The organism is Pseudomonas sp. GL_091, assembly GCF_057837725.1.
Genome location: NZ_CM174451.1, coordinates 2,926,771 through 2,941,744 on the forward strand (window position 1 = coordinate 2,926,771; position 14,974 = coordinate 2,941,744).

15 protein-coding genes and 3 tRNA genes are annotated in these 14,974 nt (G+C 56.4%); 10 read left to right on the forward strand and 8 right to left on the reverse strand.

From position 1 onward, the window contains the following. Positions 1-51 precede the first annotated feature (51 nt). Positions 52-333, reverse strand: coding sequence for a peptidylprolyl isomerase (locus AC3ITY_RS13395; protein ID WP_008051985.1), 282 nt, complete (start codon positions 331-333; stop codon positions 52-54). 107 nt (positions 334-440) lie between these two features. Then, the gene (locus tag AC3ITY_RS13400; RefSeq protein WP_489309772.1) at positions 441-1,322 is read right to left on the reverse strand and encodes an esterase/lipase family protein; all 882 of its coding nucleotides are present in this window, start codon (positions 1,320-1,322) and stop codon (positions 441-443) included. A gap of 338 nt (positions 1,323-1,660) precedes the next feature. On the opposite strand from AC3ITY_RS13400, the gene AC3ITY_RS13405 reads away from it, so the two are divergent. After that, positions 1,661-2,725 carry a hypothetical protein gene (locus tag AC3ITY_RS13405; protein ID WP_489309774.1) on the forward strand — a complete coding sequence of 355 codons (1,065 nt, stop codon included), beginning with the start codon at positions 1,661-1,663 and terminating at the stop codon, positions 2,723-2,725. A gap of 57 nt (positions 2,726-2,782) precedes the next feature. Here AC3ITY_RS13405 and AC3ITY_RS13410 read toward each other — a convergent pair whose 3' ends face one another. Beyond that, positions 2,783-3,862 (reverse strand): 3-deoxy-7-phosphoheptulonate synthase, encoded by a 1,080-nt coding sequence (locus AC3ITY_RS13410; protein ID WP_489309776.1) that lies wholly within the window; start codon positions 3,860-3,862, stop codon positions 2,783-2,785. 337 nt (positions 3,863-4,199) lie between these two features. Beyond that, entirely contained in the window at positions 4,200-4,328 is a 129-nt protein-coding gene (locus AC3ITY_RS13415; protein WP_259674428.1) for a hypothetical protein, read from the reverse strand. Positions 4,329-4,490: 162 nt separating this feature from the next. Between AC3ITY_RS13415 and AC3ITY_RS13420 the strand changes: the two genes are divergently transcribed. The 8 genes from AC3ITY_RS13420 to AC3ITY_RS13455 all read left to right on the forward strand — a co-directional run bounded on the left by AC3ITY_RS13420 (position 4,491) and on the right by AC3ITY_RS13455 (position 9,421). Continuing rightward, on the forward strand, positions 4,491-5,249 hold the full coding sequence (locus AC3ITY_RS13420) for a carbon-nitrogen hydrolase family protein (RefSeq protein ID WP_489309779.1): 759 nt from the start codon (positions 4,491-4,493) through the stop codon (positions 5,247-5,249). Further along, positions 5,249-5,722, forward strand: coding sequence for a GNAT family N-acetyltransferase (locus AC3ITY_RS13425; RefSeq protein ID WP_489310859.1), 474 nt, complete (start codon positions 5,249-5,251; stop codon positions 5,720-5,722). Before AC3ITY_RS13420 ends, AC3ITY_RS13425 begins: the two co-directional genes overlap by 1 nt. Before the next feature lie 97 nt (positions 5,723-5,819). Next, a complete protein-coding gene (gacA, locus tag AC3ITY_RS13430; RefSeq protein WP_008015884.1) occupies positions 5,820-6,461 on the forward strand; it encodes a response regulator transcription factor GacA in 642 nt (213 codons plus the stop codon). Between the two features lie 2 nt (positions 6,462-6,463). Continuing rightward, positions 6,464-8,287 carry an excinuclease ABC subunit UvrC gene (uvrC, locus tag AC3ITY_RS13435; protein WP_223531845.1) on the forward strand — a complete coding sequence of 608 codons (1,824 nt, stop codon included), beginning with the start codon at positions 6,464-6,466 and terminating at the stop codon, positions 8,285-8,287. Between the two features lie 32 nt (positions 8,288-8,319). After that, entirely contained in the window at positions 8,320-8,880 is a 561-nt protein-coding gene (gene pgsA, locus AC3ITY_RS13440) for a CDP-diacylglycerol--glycerol-3-phosphate 3-phosphatidyltransferase (RefSeq protein WP_007992985.1), read from the forward strand. A gap of 63 nt (positions 8,881-8,943) precedes the next feature. Continuing rightward, positions 8,944-9,019 (forward strand) — tRNA-Gly (locus AC3ITY_RS13445). A gap of 46 nt (positions 9,020-9,065) precedes the next feature. Then, a tRNA-Cys gene (locus AC3ITY_RS13450) sits at positions 9,066-9,139 on the forward strand. Positions 9,140-9,334: 195 nt separating this feature from the next. Next, a tRNA-Leu gene (locus AC3ITY_RS13455) sits at positions 9,335-9,421 on the forward strand. Positions 9,422-9,563: 142 nt separating this feature from the next. Here AC3ITY_RS13455 and AC3ITY_RS13460 read toward each other — a convergent pair. After that, positions 9,564-10,769: an ISL3 family transposase gene (locus AC3ITY_RS13460; RefSeq protein WP_489307308.1), complete on the reverse strand. Its 1,206-nt coding sequence runs from the start codon at positions 10,767-10,769 to the stop codon at positions 9,564-9,566. 140 nt (positions 10,770-10,909) lie between these two features. Between AC3ITY_RS13460 and AC3ITY_RS13465 the strand changes: the two genes are divergently transcribed. Next, the gene (locus AC3ITY_RS13465; RefSeq protein WP_489309782.1) at positions 10,910-12,232 is read left to right on the forward strand and encodes a tyrosine-type recombinase/integrase; all 1,323 of its coding nucleotides are present in this window, start codon (positions 10,910-10,912) and stop codon (positions 12,230-12,232) included. Between the two features lie 1,114 nt (positions 12,233-13,346). On the opposite strand, the gene AC3ITY_RS13470 is transcribed toward AC3ITY_RS13465, so the two are convergent. The 3 genes from AC3ITY_RS13470 to AC3ITY_RS13480 form a co-directional block, all read right to left on the reverse strand. Beyond that, positions 13,347-14,219 (reverse strand): BrxR family helix-turn-helix transcriptional regulator, encoded by an 873-nt coding sequence (locus tag AC3ITY_RS13470; RefSeq protein WP_489309784.1) that lies wholly within the window; start codon positions 14,217-14,219, stop codon positions 13,347-13,349. 64 nt (positions 14,220-14,283) lie between these two features. Beyond that, entirely contained in the window at positions 14,284-14,445 is a 162-nt protein-coding gene (locus AC3ITY_RS13475; RefSeq protein ID WP_489309786.1) for a hypothetical protein, read from the reverse strand. A gap of 145 nt (positions 14,446-14,590) precedes the next feature. Next, positions 14,591-14,746, reverse strand: a complete 156-nt coding sequence (locus tag AC3ITY_RS13480; RefSeq protein WP_489309788.1) for a hypothetical protein — start codon at positions 14,744-14,746, stop codon at positions 14,591-14,593. Positions 14,747-14,974: the final 228 nt, after the last annotated feature.

Below are 14,974 nucleotides of genomic sequence, written 5' to 3' on the forward strand. Positions count from 1 at the left end.
CACAACGGCCCACCAAAAGGCGGGCCGTTGTGTGAATAGCTCAAGCGTCGATCAGTCCTGACGGCTGGTCACTTCCAGCAGGTGGAAACCGAACTGGGTCTTGACCGGGCCCTGGACCACGTTGAGCGGTGCGCTGAAGACCACGGTGTCAAACTCCTTGACCATCTGGCCCGGACCAAACGAACCCAGGTCACCGCCCTGGCGGCTGGAAGGGCAGGTGGAGTTTGCCTTGGCAACTTCGGCGAAATCGGCGCCAGCCTCGATTTGGGCTTTGAGTTCGTTGCACTTGGCTTCGGAGGCAACAAGGATGTGACGGGCAGTGGCTTTAGCCATGGAAAAATACTCCTTTCAATACTCGATAAAGTGCTGAGCCTACCGGATTCAGTGAGCTATTTCTCCTCAAAGTTCCGCTCCACGCGGGATCCACGGCAGGTAGTACCTCAAAGGCCGGCGTCTCTCAAGCGCTCGGCGTGCTGAACATATAGCTCAATCGGATCGACGCCTGTGCGCAACTGGCCGGTCGGTTGGCCAATGGTGTCCAGATGATCCAGCGCATAGTCGGAACGGATAACCGTGCCCAGATGGGAGCTGAAGCGACCGACCAACCCGTCGTTCTGCTCGCTTTCCGTGACGAAATAACCGGAAAGGGCCCGGCAGAAGGCGTTGAGCGGATCGAACGCATTGAGCCCGGCCTCGAGAACATTCAACGGCAGCACGCCGCTCCACGAGTAGTAACGAACACCGTTGACCCGTTCGCGCCCCTTGCCACCCCAGGTAGTGGGCAGCCCTTGCGGGTATTTGTCGTTGAATGCGCCTACGCCTTCGGTGGTCAGTGCATTGAGGGCCGCAATGGCGTTCTTCGGTTGGTACTGATTGTCGCTTAATGTCGCGAGGAAGTCGGCGAACAGGGTCACCACCGTCTCGGCCACCTGTTCCGGCAGGCAGCCTGGTATCAATGCCTTGCGCAGGAAATCGGCCAGTTCCGAGCCATGGTTCGGCCCGCTGACGGAGGTCACCGACGCCACACTGTGTGGCGCAATCGCTGCGGCATAACGTGCGGTCAGTGCGCCCTGGCTATGGCCTATGAGGTTGACTTTGCGTGCACCGGTTCCTTCCAGTACCCGTTCGATCTGCGAGAGCAATTGGCCACCGCGTGCTTCGTTGTCGTGGGTGGCCGACAGGTGGGGAACGAACACCCTTGCTCCGGCGTTCCTCAGCGCCTGCCTGATGTCGTGAAAGAGCTCGAACTTGCCGATTCTATCGAAGCCGAAAAGGCCATGGACCAGCAGTATTGGGTAACAAGTGCTTGCATTCCTTTGCATGTTCATACCTTTGCACAGTAATTCGTTGGGACTGCATGGCACTTCACTCTAAAACACTCGAGGTTGGCGCGGTGTATGAAAAGTCCGCCGAAGCTTGCGGATAACGGAATAGAACAGGTGCGAATACTAAAGAGTGGCTGAGGCCTTAATCGGAACAGATTGAGGACTTTTCACGGCAATCAGCTTGCTGCTGAACAAAGACCTACTTCGTGTGTATCGATTTTCCGAGCGATCCGGAGTAAGTGGCCGACATCACGGCTGTTTGCCGTGAGATTAAATAGGCGTCATCCAAAGCCGGCCACCCGTTCGGTGTTTATTCCAAGGACTGGAGCGAATGAATGACTGTTTATGAACCCGATACCTTGAATCTCGCGCAGCAACCATTACCACCTCCCATACTTGAGCAGGCGCAAAACGGCGTTCTGAGTCCCTCTGACAAAAAAGCCGTCATCAGGGTCCAGCCTTATCCAGACATGACCTGCGGCGACAAATTACTGTTGAATTGGGCGGGTCTGGATGCCGATGGCCTCGCCTGCAATCATCAGGTGGCGCGTTTTGTCAGTGAGGACCGGGTCGGCGAGGAGATAATCTTTGCCGTGGGTAGCGCACACATCGCGGCGCTTGACGGTGGTTCACTCGAAATCAGTTACTCACTCACGAGTACCCGTTTTGCCGAGCCCGTGCATTCCCATCGATTGCAGCTGAGTGTCGGTGACGTGCAATCCGACCTGTTGCCTGCGACGGTGAACGATGCGGTGGGTAGAACGCTTGATCCGGATCGAGTGAAAGAAGGGGCGATCGTTACGATCAAACCCTATGCGCGCATGGCGGCGGGCGACTGGGTGTTGCTGACCTGGGCGGGCGTTTCGGTCGAAGGAAGTTTCAGTGATGCACTCAAGGTCGAGTCCTTTGCTGTGGGGGGCGAACTGTCGTTTTGGGTCAGCCCGGAGTGCATTGCGCCCAATCTGGGTTCCTCCATTTCCGTCGATTATTGCGTCAAGCAAGCAGGGAACGGTCCTCGTTACTCTGAACTGACGACACTGATGATTGGCAGGATGGAGCGGGGACCATTGCCAGCTCCCACTGTGTTGGAAGCCGACGAAGGGTGGGTGGATCTGCATGATGCGCAGGATGGCGTGACCGTCGTCATCGAAAACACCAGGGCTGAAAAAGGGGAGCTGATATGCCTGAAATGCGACGGAGAGAAATTCGATCACCGTGACGACCGCGAAGTAACCGGAGACACCGCCGGCGAGCCGTTGGTGTTCATCGTTCCCTACCGGTTCTGGAGGGAACATCGAGATTCTGCGATCCGTGTTTCCTATTCAGTCGAGCGCCGTGACGGCACACTCCAGCAATCCGGGGTGACGCCGGTTCAGGTGCAGTCCCTGATGGGGCATTAATTGCCATTTGCCCTCCAGTCTTCGCATGAAGGCCGGAGGGCGGACGGATGATGCTGATTATTGGGCGTTGTTTTCCACTCGCAGCCGATCTGCCGCTTCAAGCAACAGTTGTTCTGTCCCGGCCCAGCCGAGGCAACCATCCGTAACCGACACGCCATACTTCAGCGTCGAACCTAGCGGCTGGCAGCCTTCGAACAAATGACTCTCGATCATCATGCCGATTAGCGAACGATCACCTTGCAGACGCTGTTCAAGTACATCCTTGAACACTGCTGGCTGGCGCAACGGGTCTTTGCCGCTATTGGCGTGACTACAATCGACCATGATTCGAGCCGGAATTTTGAGTCTGGTCAGGTCGCTGTTTACCTGGGCGACGCTGGCGCTGTCGTAGTTCGGCCCGCGATGGCCGCCGCGCAATACCAGGTGAGTGTCCGCATTGCCCGGGGTTTGAATGATCGCCGGATGTCCCTGGCTATCGACACCGAAATGGCGATGGGGATGGGCGGCGGAACGCATGGCGTCGCTGGCGACACCGACACCGCCATCAGTCCCGTTCTTGAAGCCGACCGGCATTCCCAGGCCGCTGGCCATTTCCCGGTGGATCTGCGACTCCGTGGTCCGGGCGCCAATCGCGACCCAGCTCAACAGATCGTCGAAGTAGCCGGCTGCCATTGGTTGCAACAGTTCAGTGGCAACAGGAAGACCCAGACGGAGCATTTCGCACATCAGCTCGCGGGACAGCGTCAGGCCAGCGGCCATATCATCGCTGCCATCCAGGTGCGGGTCGTAGGCCAGGCCTTTCCAGCCAACCGTGGTACGGGGTTTTTCGACGTAGGCGCGCATCACCAGCAGCATTTCGTCGCTGACTTCGGCGGCGAGGCGGGCAAGGTTGCCAGCGTATTCGAGGGCTGATTTCGGATCGTGTATCGAGCATGGGCCGACGATGACCAGCAGACGGGAATCTTCACCGTTGAGGATCGCGCGAACCGCCTGGCGGTGGGCGGTGACTTGCCGGGACAGGGCGTTGCTGAGGGGCAATTGCTGTTTGAGTTGCAATGAGCTGGGCAGACGCAGGGTCAGCGCTTCATTGGCAGGGCTCAAGGTGGGCAGCGGCAGTGCAGAGACGGACGAGTTCATATTCAAGGCTTCCTGGGCTGGTGGCGGGTTCGTGCCCGCGCGCTCGGCCCTACTGGGGTGTTCGACAATTGGCCAAATTGGCTGCGTGTGTGTGCTTGCCACCTGTGGGTGACCGATCGGAGGCGGCAGGCTGTCCCGAGCGGAGGGTGGTAAATCGCCAGGCGGTAAAACTGTCGTAACGGTAATAAGTGGCGTAGTTCATGTTCTGAATCCTCTGAATGTCTGGTGTGTCGCTAAAAGTGTTGGGGCTGAAAAAACAAAACCCCCGGTCGGGAGGCCGACCGGGGGTTGAGAATTCTCTGGTGGCGACCCGTTTAAAGTGGGCGCCGTGTGGGTATCAGGCGCGCCAGTGGCTAAACCAATACCCAAAATAAAAGCTGACCGGAGCACAACCGTCGTTCACCCGGGCAGCCGCAACCGAGCGCAGGGCGCTGGCGGTACGAAGCTGTAAGAGGGTGTTGAACATGGTCTGTCTCCGATGGATGGGTCGAGCTTACTAGAGGCCGGTACGCAGATTCAATCAGAAAATGCTATCGGCCAACGACCACGCGTTCTATCGCTTGAGCGCCCTGAAGGTTGTGACACACTCTGCCCCTCAACAAAAAACACATCGTCACAAGGACGCATCATGACGGCACTGACTATCGCCGCGGCTCAATCGATCTCCATCGCCGGAGATCTCGCCGGCAATATCGCCAGACATCAACGTTTCATGCAGCTGGCTGCGGAGCAGGGCGTGCAATTGCTGGTGTTCCCTGAATTGTCGCTGACCGGCTATGAACGGGGGCTTGCGGCGCAATTGGCTATTGCGCCGGACGCGGCCGTACTGCAGCCGCTGCGTGATTTTGCCAAGGAAGTCGGCGTGACGGCCGTCGTCGGCATGCCGATTCGGCTGACGGACACATCGCCCGTGCTGATTGGCGCGCTGACTTTGGGTGCCGATGGTTCTCTCGCGGTCTACAGCAAACAGCATCTGCATCCGGGGGAGGAGGAGGCGTTTGCGCCGGGAGCGGGGGGCGAGCCGCTGACAATCGGCACCGACACGATTGCGTTGGCCGTGTGCGCGGATTTCAACCATGCCGATCATGCGGCTATGGCCGCACTGAAAGGCGCAGGCATATATGTCGCTGGTGTGTTGATCACAGCAAAAGGCTACGACCCGGATACCGCGTTATTGCAGGGTTATGCCGCTGGCCATTCAATGGTGGTGTTGATGGCCAACCATGGCGGCGCAACGGGTGGCTGGGAGTCGGCAGGACGTAGCGCGGTGTGGGCGCCGGACGGTTCGCTGATTGCGGCCGCCGCCGGTACCGGCAACCAGATGGTCGTTGCCCGGCGTAATCCCGCGGGCTGGACCGGGAAGGTATTGGCAGTGGAGCTGGAATGATGGAGCGCCAATGGCGTCCGGCAACACCTGATGACCTGGGATTCGCCTGCGAACTGACCTGTAAGGGCATGCTGCGTTACTACATTGAGCATGACCTGTTGTGGCAGGACGAAGCGTTTGAGGTGGCCTGGGCCGGGCGAGACAACCGCTTGATTGCGCGGGGCGACAATGTCCCGGGTTATGTCAGCCTGAGCCGTGATGCCAGAGCCTTGTATATCCGCGAATTGCATATCGTCGAAGCGTTTCGTGGGCAGGGCACTGGGTCCTGGGCGATCGATCAGGCACTGGCTCTGGCGCGCCAGGAGCGGCGTCCGGCGTTGCGCCTGACGGTTTTCGAAAACAACCCGGCGCGAGCGTTGTACGAGCGCAAGGGATTGAGGGTGGTGGTCAAGGACGAATGTTTCTTGAGGATGCAGCTGGATATCCCGGACCGTAATTGCTGCAACACGCTTGCGACAAGCCTTTCAAGATGAATTGAAACTTTTAATCTGACGCTTTCCGCTAGGTCTGCCAGATGCTTTTTGCTAAGGTGTCTGATAACCCAATAAGACCATATCGCGAGGTGTCTGCTTGATTAGGGTGCTAGTAGTCGATGACCATGATCTCGTTCGTACAGGCATTACACGAATGCTGGCTGACATCGATGGCCTGCAAGTAGTCGGCCAGGCCGAGTCGGGTGAGGAATCCCTGCTCAAGGCGCGTGAGCTGAAACCCGATGTGGTGTTGATGGACGTCAAAATGCCGGGTATCGGCGGTCTTGAAGCCACTCGCAAGTTATTGCGCAGTCATCCGGATATCAAAGTCGTCGCGGTGACCGTGTGTGAAGAGGACCCGTTTCCTACGCGGCTGTTGCAAGCCGGTGCGGCAGGCTACCTGACCAAGGGGGCAGGTTTGCCGGAAATGGTCCAGGCCATCCGTCTGGTGTTCGCCGGGCAACGCTACATCAGCCCGCAAATTGCCCAGCAGTTGGCGATCAAGTCCTTCCAGCCCACCAACGATTCGCCTTTCGATGCCTTGTCGGAGCGGGAAATCCAGATCGCGCTGATGATCGTCGGCTGCCAGAAAGTACAGATCATTTCCGACAAGTTGTGCCTGTCCCCGAAAACCGTGAATACCTACCGTTACCGCATCTTCGAGAAGCTTTCGATCAGCAGTGATGTCGAGTTGACGCTGTTGGCGGTTCGTCATGGCATGGTCGACGCCAGCCTCTGAAAATGACCGACACCTTTGATCCGAGCGCCTTTCTGTCGACCGTTAGCGGGCGCCCCGGCGTGTACCGCATGTTCGACAGCGAAGCGCGGTTGCTCTACGTCGGCAAGGCGAAAAACCTCAAGAATCGCCTGTCGAGTTACTTTCGCAAGACCGGGCTTGCCCCCAAGACCGCCGCACTGGTAGCGCGTATCGCCCAGGTCGAAACGACGATCACCGCCAACGAAACCGAAGCCTTGTTGCTTGAGCAGACGCTGATCAAGGAATGGCGCCCGCCCTATAACATCCTGCTGCGCGACGATAAATCCTACCCCTACGTCTATCTCTCCGACGGAGAGTTTCCGCGCCTGAGCATTCATCGCGGCGCGAAAAAGGCCAAGGGCAAATATTTCGGGCCTTACCCGAGCGCCGGTGCGATCCGCGAAAGCCTGAGTCTGCTGCAAAAGACATTTTTCGTTCGGCAATGCGAAGACAGTTATTACAAGAACCGCACACGTCCATGCCTGCAATACCAGATCAAGCGCTGCAAGGCGCCTTGCGTCGGGCTGGTGGAGCCCCAGGTGTACGCCGAAGATGTGCGCCATTCGGTGATGTTTCTTGAAGGGCGCAGCAATGCGCTGACTGACGAGTTGTCCGCCGGGATGGAAGAAGCGGCGATCAATCTCGAATTTGAACGAGCAGCCGAGTTGCGGGACCAGATTGCATTACTGCGCCGGGTCCAGGATCAACAGAGCATGGAAGGCGGGACCGGGGACGTCGATGTGATTGCCGCCTTCGTCAACCCGGGCGGTGCCTGTGTCCACTTGATCAGCGTGCGGGGCGGGCGGGTACTGGGAAGCAAGAACTTCTTCCCTCAAGTCGGTATTGAAGAAGACGTTTCTGAAGTCATGGCCGCGTTTCTTGGCCAGTACTTCATCAGCAGTCCTGAACGCGACTTGCCAAGTGAGCTGATCGTCAATGTGGTCCACGATGACTTTCCAACACTGATCGCCGCCATCGACGAGTTGCGCGGTCGTGAACTGACCATCAGCCATCGCGTGCGGGGTACGCGGGCGCGCTGGCAGCAATTGGCGGTGACCAATGCCGAGCAGGCACTGAGTGCTCGCCTGGCGAATCGTCAGCACATTACTGCACGCTTCGATGCGCTGGCCGAGGTGCTGAAGCTGGATGAGCCTCCTCAACGACTTGAGTGCTACGACATCAGTCATTCCAGTGGCGAGGCGACGGTGGCGTCCTGCGTGGTCTTCGGCCCCGAAGGCCCGATCAAGGCCGATTACCGCCGGTACAACATTGAGGGCGTTACGGCCGGCGATGACTACGCGGCGATGCACCAGGCGTTGACCCGACGCTTCAGCAAACTGAAGGACGGGGAGGGCAAGCTGCCGGATATCCTGCTGGTGGACGGCGGTAAAGGTCAGTTGTCCATGGCCCGCAATGTGCTCGATGAATTGGCCGTGCCTGACCTGATTCTGCTGGGCGTGGCAAAAGGCGCGACGCGCAAGGCCGGTTTCGAAACCCTGTACCTGAATGACGCTGCACATGAGTTCACGTTGCGCGGCGATTCTCCCGCGCTGCACCTGATTCAGCAGATTCGCGACGAAGCCCACCGATTTGCCATTACCGGGCACCGCGCCCGGCGTGGAAAAACCCGTCGGACGTCTACACTGGAAGGCGTCGCTGGCGTCGGACCCACACGTCGGCGGGATTTGCTGAAACATTTTGGTGGATTGCAGGAGCTGTCTCGTGCAAGCATCGAAGAAATTGCCAAAGCCCCCGGGATCAGTAAAAAGCTCGCAGAGTTGATTTATGCAAATCTGCACAGCGAGTAGAATGCCCCCTCACCTCGTAGCCAGTTGTGCCGATGAATATCCCTAATCTGATTACCGTTCTACGCGTTCTGCTCATACCAATCTTTATTTTGCTGTTCTACCTGCCTTACCAATGGAGTTACCTGGCCTCCGCCTCGGTCTTCGCATTCGCTGCCGCCACCGACTGGCTGGACGGGTACCTGGCCCGCCGTCTGGAACAAAGCACACCGTTCGGGGCTTTTCTCGATCCGGTTGCCGACAAGCTGATGGTTGCGGTTGCATTGGTGCTGTTGGTACAGGAACACGGAAACCTGTGGCTCACGCTGCCAGCTGCCGTGATCATCGGTCGCGAGATTGTCGTCTCGGCACTGCGCGAATGGATGGCCGAACTGGGCGCTCGTGCCCACGTTGCCGTGTCGAACCTTGGCAAATGGAAAACCGCCGCGCAAATGCTGGCGTTGGTGATCCTGCTGGCCAATCCCAAGGATTTCAGTTTCTGGGTCTTGCTGGGCTACACCTTGCTGATGGTGTCGGCTGGCCTGACTTTGTGGTCGATGGTCCAGTACCTGCGGGCTGCCTGGCCACATCTGAAGACCGACGTTGAAAAGAAATAAAACTTTTTTGAATCAAAGGGTTGACGGGGCTTCTGGATTCTATAGAATGCGCCACACCAAGACGCGGGAATAGCTCAGTTGGTAGAGCACGACCTTGCCAAGGTCGGGGTCGCGAGTTCGAGTCTCGTTTCCCGCTCCAAGTTTGTACGCATTTGATGTCGTGCTACTGACACCAAATGTTTTGAGGCCGAGTAGCAAAATGGTTATGCAGCGGATTGCAAATCCGCCTACGCCGGTTCGATTCCGACCTCGGCCTCCACTAATAAACAAGCTCCGTAGATCTATGATTTACGGAGCTTTTTTATTTGCAATAGCCTGCAAGATTTAGTCTTGAAAAGGGCATTTGCGAACTTGCTTCACCGGGACGGGATGTATATATTTCCACCTCTGCTGCACAAGCGTCAGAACTGCCAGATCGTTATTTGGCAAAACCTGGACGCATCACCGCGCTACCGCCCGAATGGCGAAACTGGTAGACGCATGGGACTTAAAATCCCCCGCTCGTAAGGGCGTGCCGGTTCGATTCCGGCTTCGGGCACCATCTTGCATTCCACAGAGCGCTTTTGAGTTCTTTGGAGGCCTTGAAAAACCTGCCTTCCGGCGGGTTTTTTCGTTTTAGCATTCCGTCGGATGCTTGTCCATTCTTCTGGAATCCGGTCATTTAGAGGGTAAAATTAGGTTCTTCACGGATTACCGGGAAAGACGCTCTTGATCTTCATGAAAAAGAATTCGCTATCCCGGTAACCGTACGCCATCCGTTTGATGACCTTTATTCGATTGTTTATGCCTTCCAACTGGCCCGTATGCATCGGCCAGCGAACACGGCTGACGATGCCCCGCCAGTAACCCTTCAGTCGTTTGGCAAACTGGATCAGGGCCGGTATCTCGCTTTCATGCGCATGGCGCAGCCATTGCTGCCAGGCTGATCGCCAGCCCCAGGCGGTGCTCGGTGTCCAAAGCGTTTTGAGTTCAGCCTTCATCAAATAGACCGTCATCAACGCTTGGTTGGCCGCCAGCAGATCCTCCAAACGGACCTGTTGCTCCGGCGTTTTCAGGTTCTGCGGGTTGCGCAGCAACAGCCATCGCGCTTGCTTGATGACCTTTCGGGCAGGTTTGTCATGGCGAAGCCGGTTCGCTTCGTCGACGCGGACTCGATCAATCACCTCTCGGCCATATTTGGCCACCACATGGAAGAGGTCGTAGACCACGCGCGCTTTTGGGCAGTGCTGACGAACCTCCAGGTCAAAGGCGGTGTTCATGTCCATCGCCACCGCTTCGATGCGAGCGCAACCCTCTGGCCCCAGCTCTTCGAAGAATGGCCTGATCGCCGCACGGCTGCGACCTTCGCCAATCCACAGCACTCGCCGGGTATCGGCGTCCAGCACCACGCTGGCGTAGCGATGACCTTTGAACAGCGCGAATTCGTCCATGACCAAGCGCCGTGGCTGCGCCTTTGGCAAAACACTCAACGCCGCTTGCAAGGCTCGACGCTCCAGCAACCGAACGCTGTCCCAATGCAGCCCGAACAGTTGAGCCACATGCAGCGTGGGCAGGCGTTCGCAGGCTTGAATGACGGCCTCGGCCAGGCGGCGCGTCATGCGGGCATAGCGATCCAGCCAACTGACGGATTCCATGCATTTGCCACAGTCGCGACAACCGACACGTCGAAGCAACACGCTGAGGCGCACCGCACGGCCGAGAATGGGCAAATCACGAATGACCCGCTGGCAGTACTCATGCGTGGTTGAGCACGGTTTTTGGCAGCCGCCACAGGAAGGAAATCGGGTGGCGTGGGGCGTCAGGTCGATTTGTAGATCATCGCCATCGGGCTTGATCGTGACGACAGAAAAGCCCTCCCAAAAGGGAAGGAAAGTATTAATATCACGCATAAGAACGCCGGTTTGTTAGATGTGTTTGCTCGCACGAACATCATCAATCAAATCGGCGTTCTTGTTTCTGTGTTTCCCGGGATTCCGTGAAGAACCTAAAATTAGGGGTAGTCTTTGGTTCGATTAAGGATAGTACCCTTATGTCGCGCACAACTGCTCCGCTTACCGATGCTGCTTGCCGTTTAGCCAAGCCAACAGACCGTCCCTACAAGCTTTTCGACGGCGACGGTCTCTATCTCCTAATCCAACCCAATGGCCGTAAAGGCTGGCGTCTCAGGTACGTAAAGCCTGACGGCCGGGAGGGGTTGACCTCCCTCGGCAGCTATCCTGTGATTGGCCTTGCCGATGCGCGCCAGAAGCGTTTAGATGCGAAGCGGATGCTCGCAGACGGCATTGATCCCGTTGAGAACAAGCGTAAAGCCAAAGCGGAAGATGCTGTCAACGGCCGTACCTTTGAAAGCGTTGCGTTGGACTGGCACAAGAACATGTCGGCGAGATGGACACCCGATCATTCCAAGAATGTGTTGAACCGTCTGAATAACTATGTTTTCCCGTTTATCGGTGCCCGCGCGATTGCTGATCTCGATACTTATGATCTGATGCAACCTTTGGAGGCGATCAGAAAACGAGGAACGATTGACGTCGCCTTAAGGGTACAAAGATACCTGCAAAGTATTATGCGTGAGGCAAAACGCCTTCGTCTTATTCCGATAAACCCTGCGTACGATCTTCAGGGCTTGATCAAAGCGCCGCGAGTCTCCCATCGGCCTGCATTGCCCCTATCACGCCTGCCTGAATTGCTGGCACGAATCAATACCTACAAGGGCCGAGAGCTGACCCGGCTAACGCTCATGCTGTCGCTGCACGTGTTTGTTCGCTCGAGTGAATTACGTTTCGCTCGCTGGTGTGAGTTCGACCTCAAGCGTGGCGTATGGGAGATCCCGGATACTCGGCCGGAACTGGAGGACGTACGCCATTCAACGCGGGGGACGAAAATGGCGGGCGATGTTCATCTTGTGCCTTTATCGCCGCAAGTTGTGGCCGTGCTTGAACAGATCCACACCCTCACTGGCAAATTCGACCTGGTATTTGCCGGTGATGCTAGGGCCTGGAAGCCGATGTCAGAAAACACCGTGAACAAAGCGTTGCGCACTATGGGGTACGAAACCAAGACCGAGATCTGTGGTCACGGCTTCCGCTCAATGGCATGCAGCGCACTGGTTGAGTCAGGGCTGTGGTCAGAGACGGCTATTGAAAGACAGATGAGCCATCGAGAGCGGAACAGCGTTCGTGCCGCCTACATTCACAAGGCAGAGTTCATTGAAGAGCGCAGGCTGATCATGAACTGGTGGAGCCGGTACCTTGAGGCCAATCTTCAGGAGCATGTCACCCCTCACGAGTTTGCGAATCAGGCCGACGAGAATGTCACTCGGTTAAAAATAAAACGTGGCGCAATGAAGTAGGCGTACCGGTAATGCTTCGTTGGGGTGGCGATTAAAAGGTCGTTCGCCAATTGATGTCCTCACTCCGGATAATTTCGACGTGACCACGGGGTTCGTGTGCAGTGCCCTGGGCTCAAGCTGAGGTATTAACTTCGAGCGGTGGCAAAGGATGTTACCGTTACAGTTGAGTGCTTCTGATGGGCGTTTGTTGTTCTTCGAGTTGCCACTGGAGGGCTGGACTTCACATGCCACCTGAGGCATCGGGAGAAACTCGAAAAATGACGGCCAGCATCTGATTTCTACGGGCTATTGATCACGATATGCTGCCCTTGAGTCGGATTTTTTATTGCGCAGGAGAGCACCATTTGGCAATATCTCGCCCCCACGCTCTCTTGCCGGCTCTCCATCCCTCTCATTTGGGGGCTGCGTCTCGGAGAGGGTGGGTAGCCCGGCCTTCGTGTCGGGTTTTTTATTTACAAGCCAGCCACAGCCGGCAGAAAAATTTAAATATTTCTCTACCCTCTGGGGTGCTAGGGGTCGAGTGTTCGAATCACTCCGTCCCGACTATATTTTTCAATGACTTAGCCCAATCTGAAAAGGTTGGGCTTTTTCATGTCTGAAAAATACCCCCACATTTACCCCCACAGATTTTTCGACCATTAGTCGTGATGTTGCCTTGTTGTAAGCGTGCGAGATATTTTTCACTGGCAAGAATGCTTCTGACTGGCGAATTTTGCAGGGTCTTTGGTGTTAAGAATTCCGTTAGCACCCTTCTGTAATTTAGCCGTTTTCGGTCAGTCAGCGTCTGTAAAGGTTCGATTCCCGTCACTCTCTGACAGGATCTATTAGGCAACTACCATTCTGAAACTCGAGCATATCTCTGCGCGTCCCCCAATCTGGATGCGGATAGGTTGGCGTAGTGCCGTAGGCAATCGCCAGTCTTCAGCAGGCAACGTATCTGGTGCTCGCCATCATCGTATACGTCCTGCTCGGGGGGAGTTCTGGGAGCGGGGGGCAAATAGCGCTGCTTGGCAGCCACATACTTATGCCGGTGTCTGCTGTTTCAGCCTATGGCTGGCAGCGGAATTGAAGCAACTTACGCGGGCGCAGTCGCAGCTCACACGTATTCTGCTGTTCAGTGATACAGCCAGGGCTGTAGCGCGTCGAGATTGGTTACCACGATTTGCTGCGCGCTGGCCTTGGATTCCACTTTGTTCGCATCAATCTGAAATCGCTGCAATACGTACTGCACCAGAGCACCACGGCTAGGGACGATGAGTTGGCCGTTTTGCATGCCGTAGTCGATCTCAATGATGTTCTTTTGTTCGGGTGTCAGGCGTTGGTCAGGTTCGATGATTACATCAACCAGGGTGTTCCAAGCTGTATCTGCCTCGCGGCTAAATGCCGAGGTGTCCAATACTTCCGGTTCACCCCGCAAGCGACTGAGAACGAAGTCGCGGTACGCTCCATTCTTCTCGCAGTAAGCGCGTGCATGCCAGCGCATGCCGGTGTAGATGAGCGTGTGCGGAGCAATCAGTCGGATTTCTGAAATCGGCGTGGTAAATGATACGTACTCGGTTTCCAGTCGGAGGCCTTCACGGCAGGCCTTAAGTAGCGGTCGCAGCACCTCTGGGCGGATCGAGCGGTCCGGTACATGCAGTACTTCAGTATGGGCATAGGCCAGAGCTAGGCCGTCGATGTGCGGCGCGCGTTCGTGATTCTGGTTGAGCAGATGTAGATAGGCGCTGGCACTGTCATCAATGAACAGTGGCTTGAATGCTTTGCTCGGCACATAGCCCTTCAGCGATTTGCTATATGTAAGGTTTTTAGGCGCATGTTCATTGATGTAACCGTTAATGTCCTTCGACGCCTGCTGCCGACTGATGCCAAAGCTCTGCATCAGGTGCCCTGTGGTCAGGCGGCCCTCCCACCAGACAATGGTCTCGATCAGGCGATAGCGTAAGGCTAGATCCCAGCGTACTTGCTCAACCGACTGCTCGCGTTTCATGACGCCTCCATCTGTGCGGAAACTTTACCTGTATATGCCTACATTGTAGACCTGTCGTCAAAGGCTACATATTCTTCGATTGCGGTTCAAGATTGACCGCGAGTGTTGGGAGGGCGAACGAGATGGAAGGCATGGAGTTGGTGTGGGCAATTTTGGGTGGGGCAGACTTGGTCATCATCACGCTGATGATGGCGTGTTGCTCCTGCTTGCTATCCAGGATGCTCATGCGCTACGGGCCGACGCCTTGACTCGCCAACAGGCAGCCAACAAGAAACCGGCGCAGGAATATTGGGAGACGTACACGGCACTACGAGCGGAACGTGCGCATGTGGAGCAGTTGCAGCGCAAAGTTCGGCTGATCCAAGGTTTGCTCACAGATTACCTAGCTGGCGTGACAGTGAGTTTTTGAGTGGGCGAAAGAAGGCTGCGATGCAATCAACACAGCGTTCAAACCAAAGCAAAGGTGCTGCCTTGCGGGTCTGCAGCTTGATTTTGACTTCGCTGGTCATGCCGGCATGCGTCAGCATTCAGGCTCAGGATAGTGACATGAACAACGATGGTAAGTGGGACTACAATAAGGTGGCACCTGAATGCGATCTGGGTAACGACCGCTGATGGGGCCACGACAAAGGCGGCACAGATCGTGATCTCGATTAATGAACGCAGTTGGGATCAGGATCACGGCAATACGGATTGCTACCAAGAAAAGGATGGCAAGTGGGATGAATAAGGTGACTAGCAATACGAAAAAATAC

Excerpts from the sequence above, each read along its gene's own strand:
- AC3ITY_RS13415 (WP_259674428.1), bottom strand. The coding sequence starts at position 4,328 with ATGTTCAACACCCTCTTACAGCTTCGTACCGCCAGCGCCCTGCGCTCG.
- AC3ITY_RS13480 (WP_489309788.1), bottom strand. The coding sequence starts at position 14,746 with ATGCTGACGCATGCCGGCATGACCAGCGAAGTCAAAATCAAGCTGCAG.
- AC3ITY_RS13405 (WP_489309774.1), top strand. The coding sequence starts at position 1,661 with ATGACTGTTTATGAACCCGATACCTTGAATCTCGCGCAGCAACCATTA.
- AC3ITY_RS13470 (WP_489309784.1), bottom strand. The coding sequence starts at position 14,219 with ATGAAACGCGAGCAGTCGGTTGAGCAAGTACGCTGGGATCTAGCCTTA.
- AC3ITY_RS13475 (WP_489309786.1), bottom strand. The coding sequence starts at position 14,445 with ATGAGCATCCTGGATAGCAAGCAGGAGCAACACGCCATCATCAGCGTG.
- pgsA (WP_007992985.1), top strand. The coding sequence starts at position 8,320 with ATGAATATCCCTAATCTGATTACCGTTCTACGCGTTCTGCTCATACCA.
- AC3ITY_RS13395 (WP_008051985.1), bottom strand. The coding sequence starts at position 333 with ATGGCTAAAGCCACTGCCCGTCACATCCTTGTTGCCTCCGAAGCCAAG.
- AC3ITY_RS13400 (WP_489309772.1), bottom strand. The coding sequence starts at position 1,322 with ATGCAAAGGAATGCAAGCACTTGTTACCCAATACTGCTGGTCCATGGC.
- AC3ITY_RS13410 (WP_489309776.1), bottom strand. The coding sequence starts at position 3,862 with ATGAACTCGTCCGTCTCTGCACTGCCGCTGCCCACCTTGAGCCCTGCC.
- AC3ITY_RS13465 (WP_489309782.1), top strand. The coding sequence starts at position 10,910 with ATGTCGCGCACAACTGCTCCGCTTACCGATGCTGCTTGCCGTTTAGCC.
- AC3ITY_RS13425 (WP_489310859.1), top strand. The coding sequence starts at position 5,249 with ATGGAGCGCCAATGGCGTCCGGCAACACCTGATGACCTGGGATTCGCC.
- AC3ITY_RS13460 (WP_489307308.1), bottom strand. The coding sequence starts at position 10,769 with ATGCGTGATATTAATACTTTCCTTCCCTTTTGGGAGGGCTTTTCTGTC.
- AC3ITY_RS13420 (WP_489309779.1), top strand. The coding sequence starts at position 4,491 with ATGACGGCACTGACTATCGCCGCGGCTCAATCGATCTCCATCGCCGGA.
- uvrC (WP_223531845.1), top strand. The coding sequence starts at position 6,464 with ATGACCGACACCTTTGATCCGAGCGCCTTTCTGTCGACCGTTAGCGGG.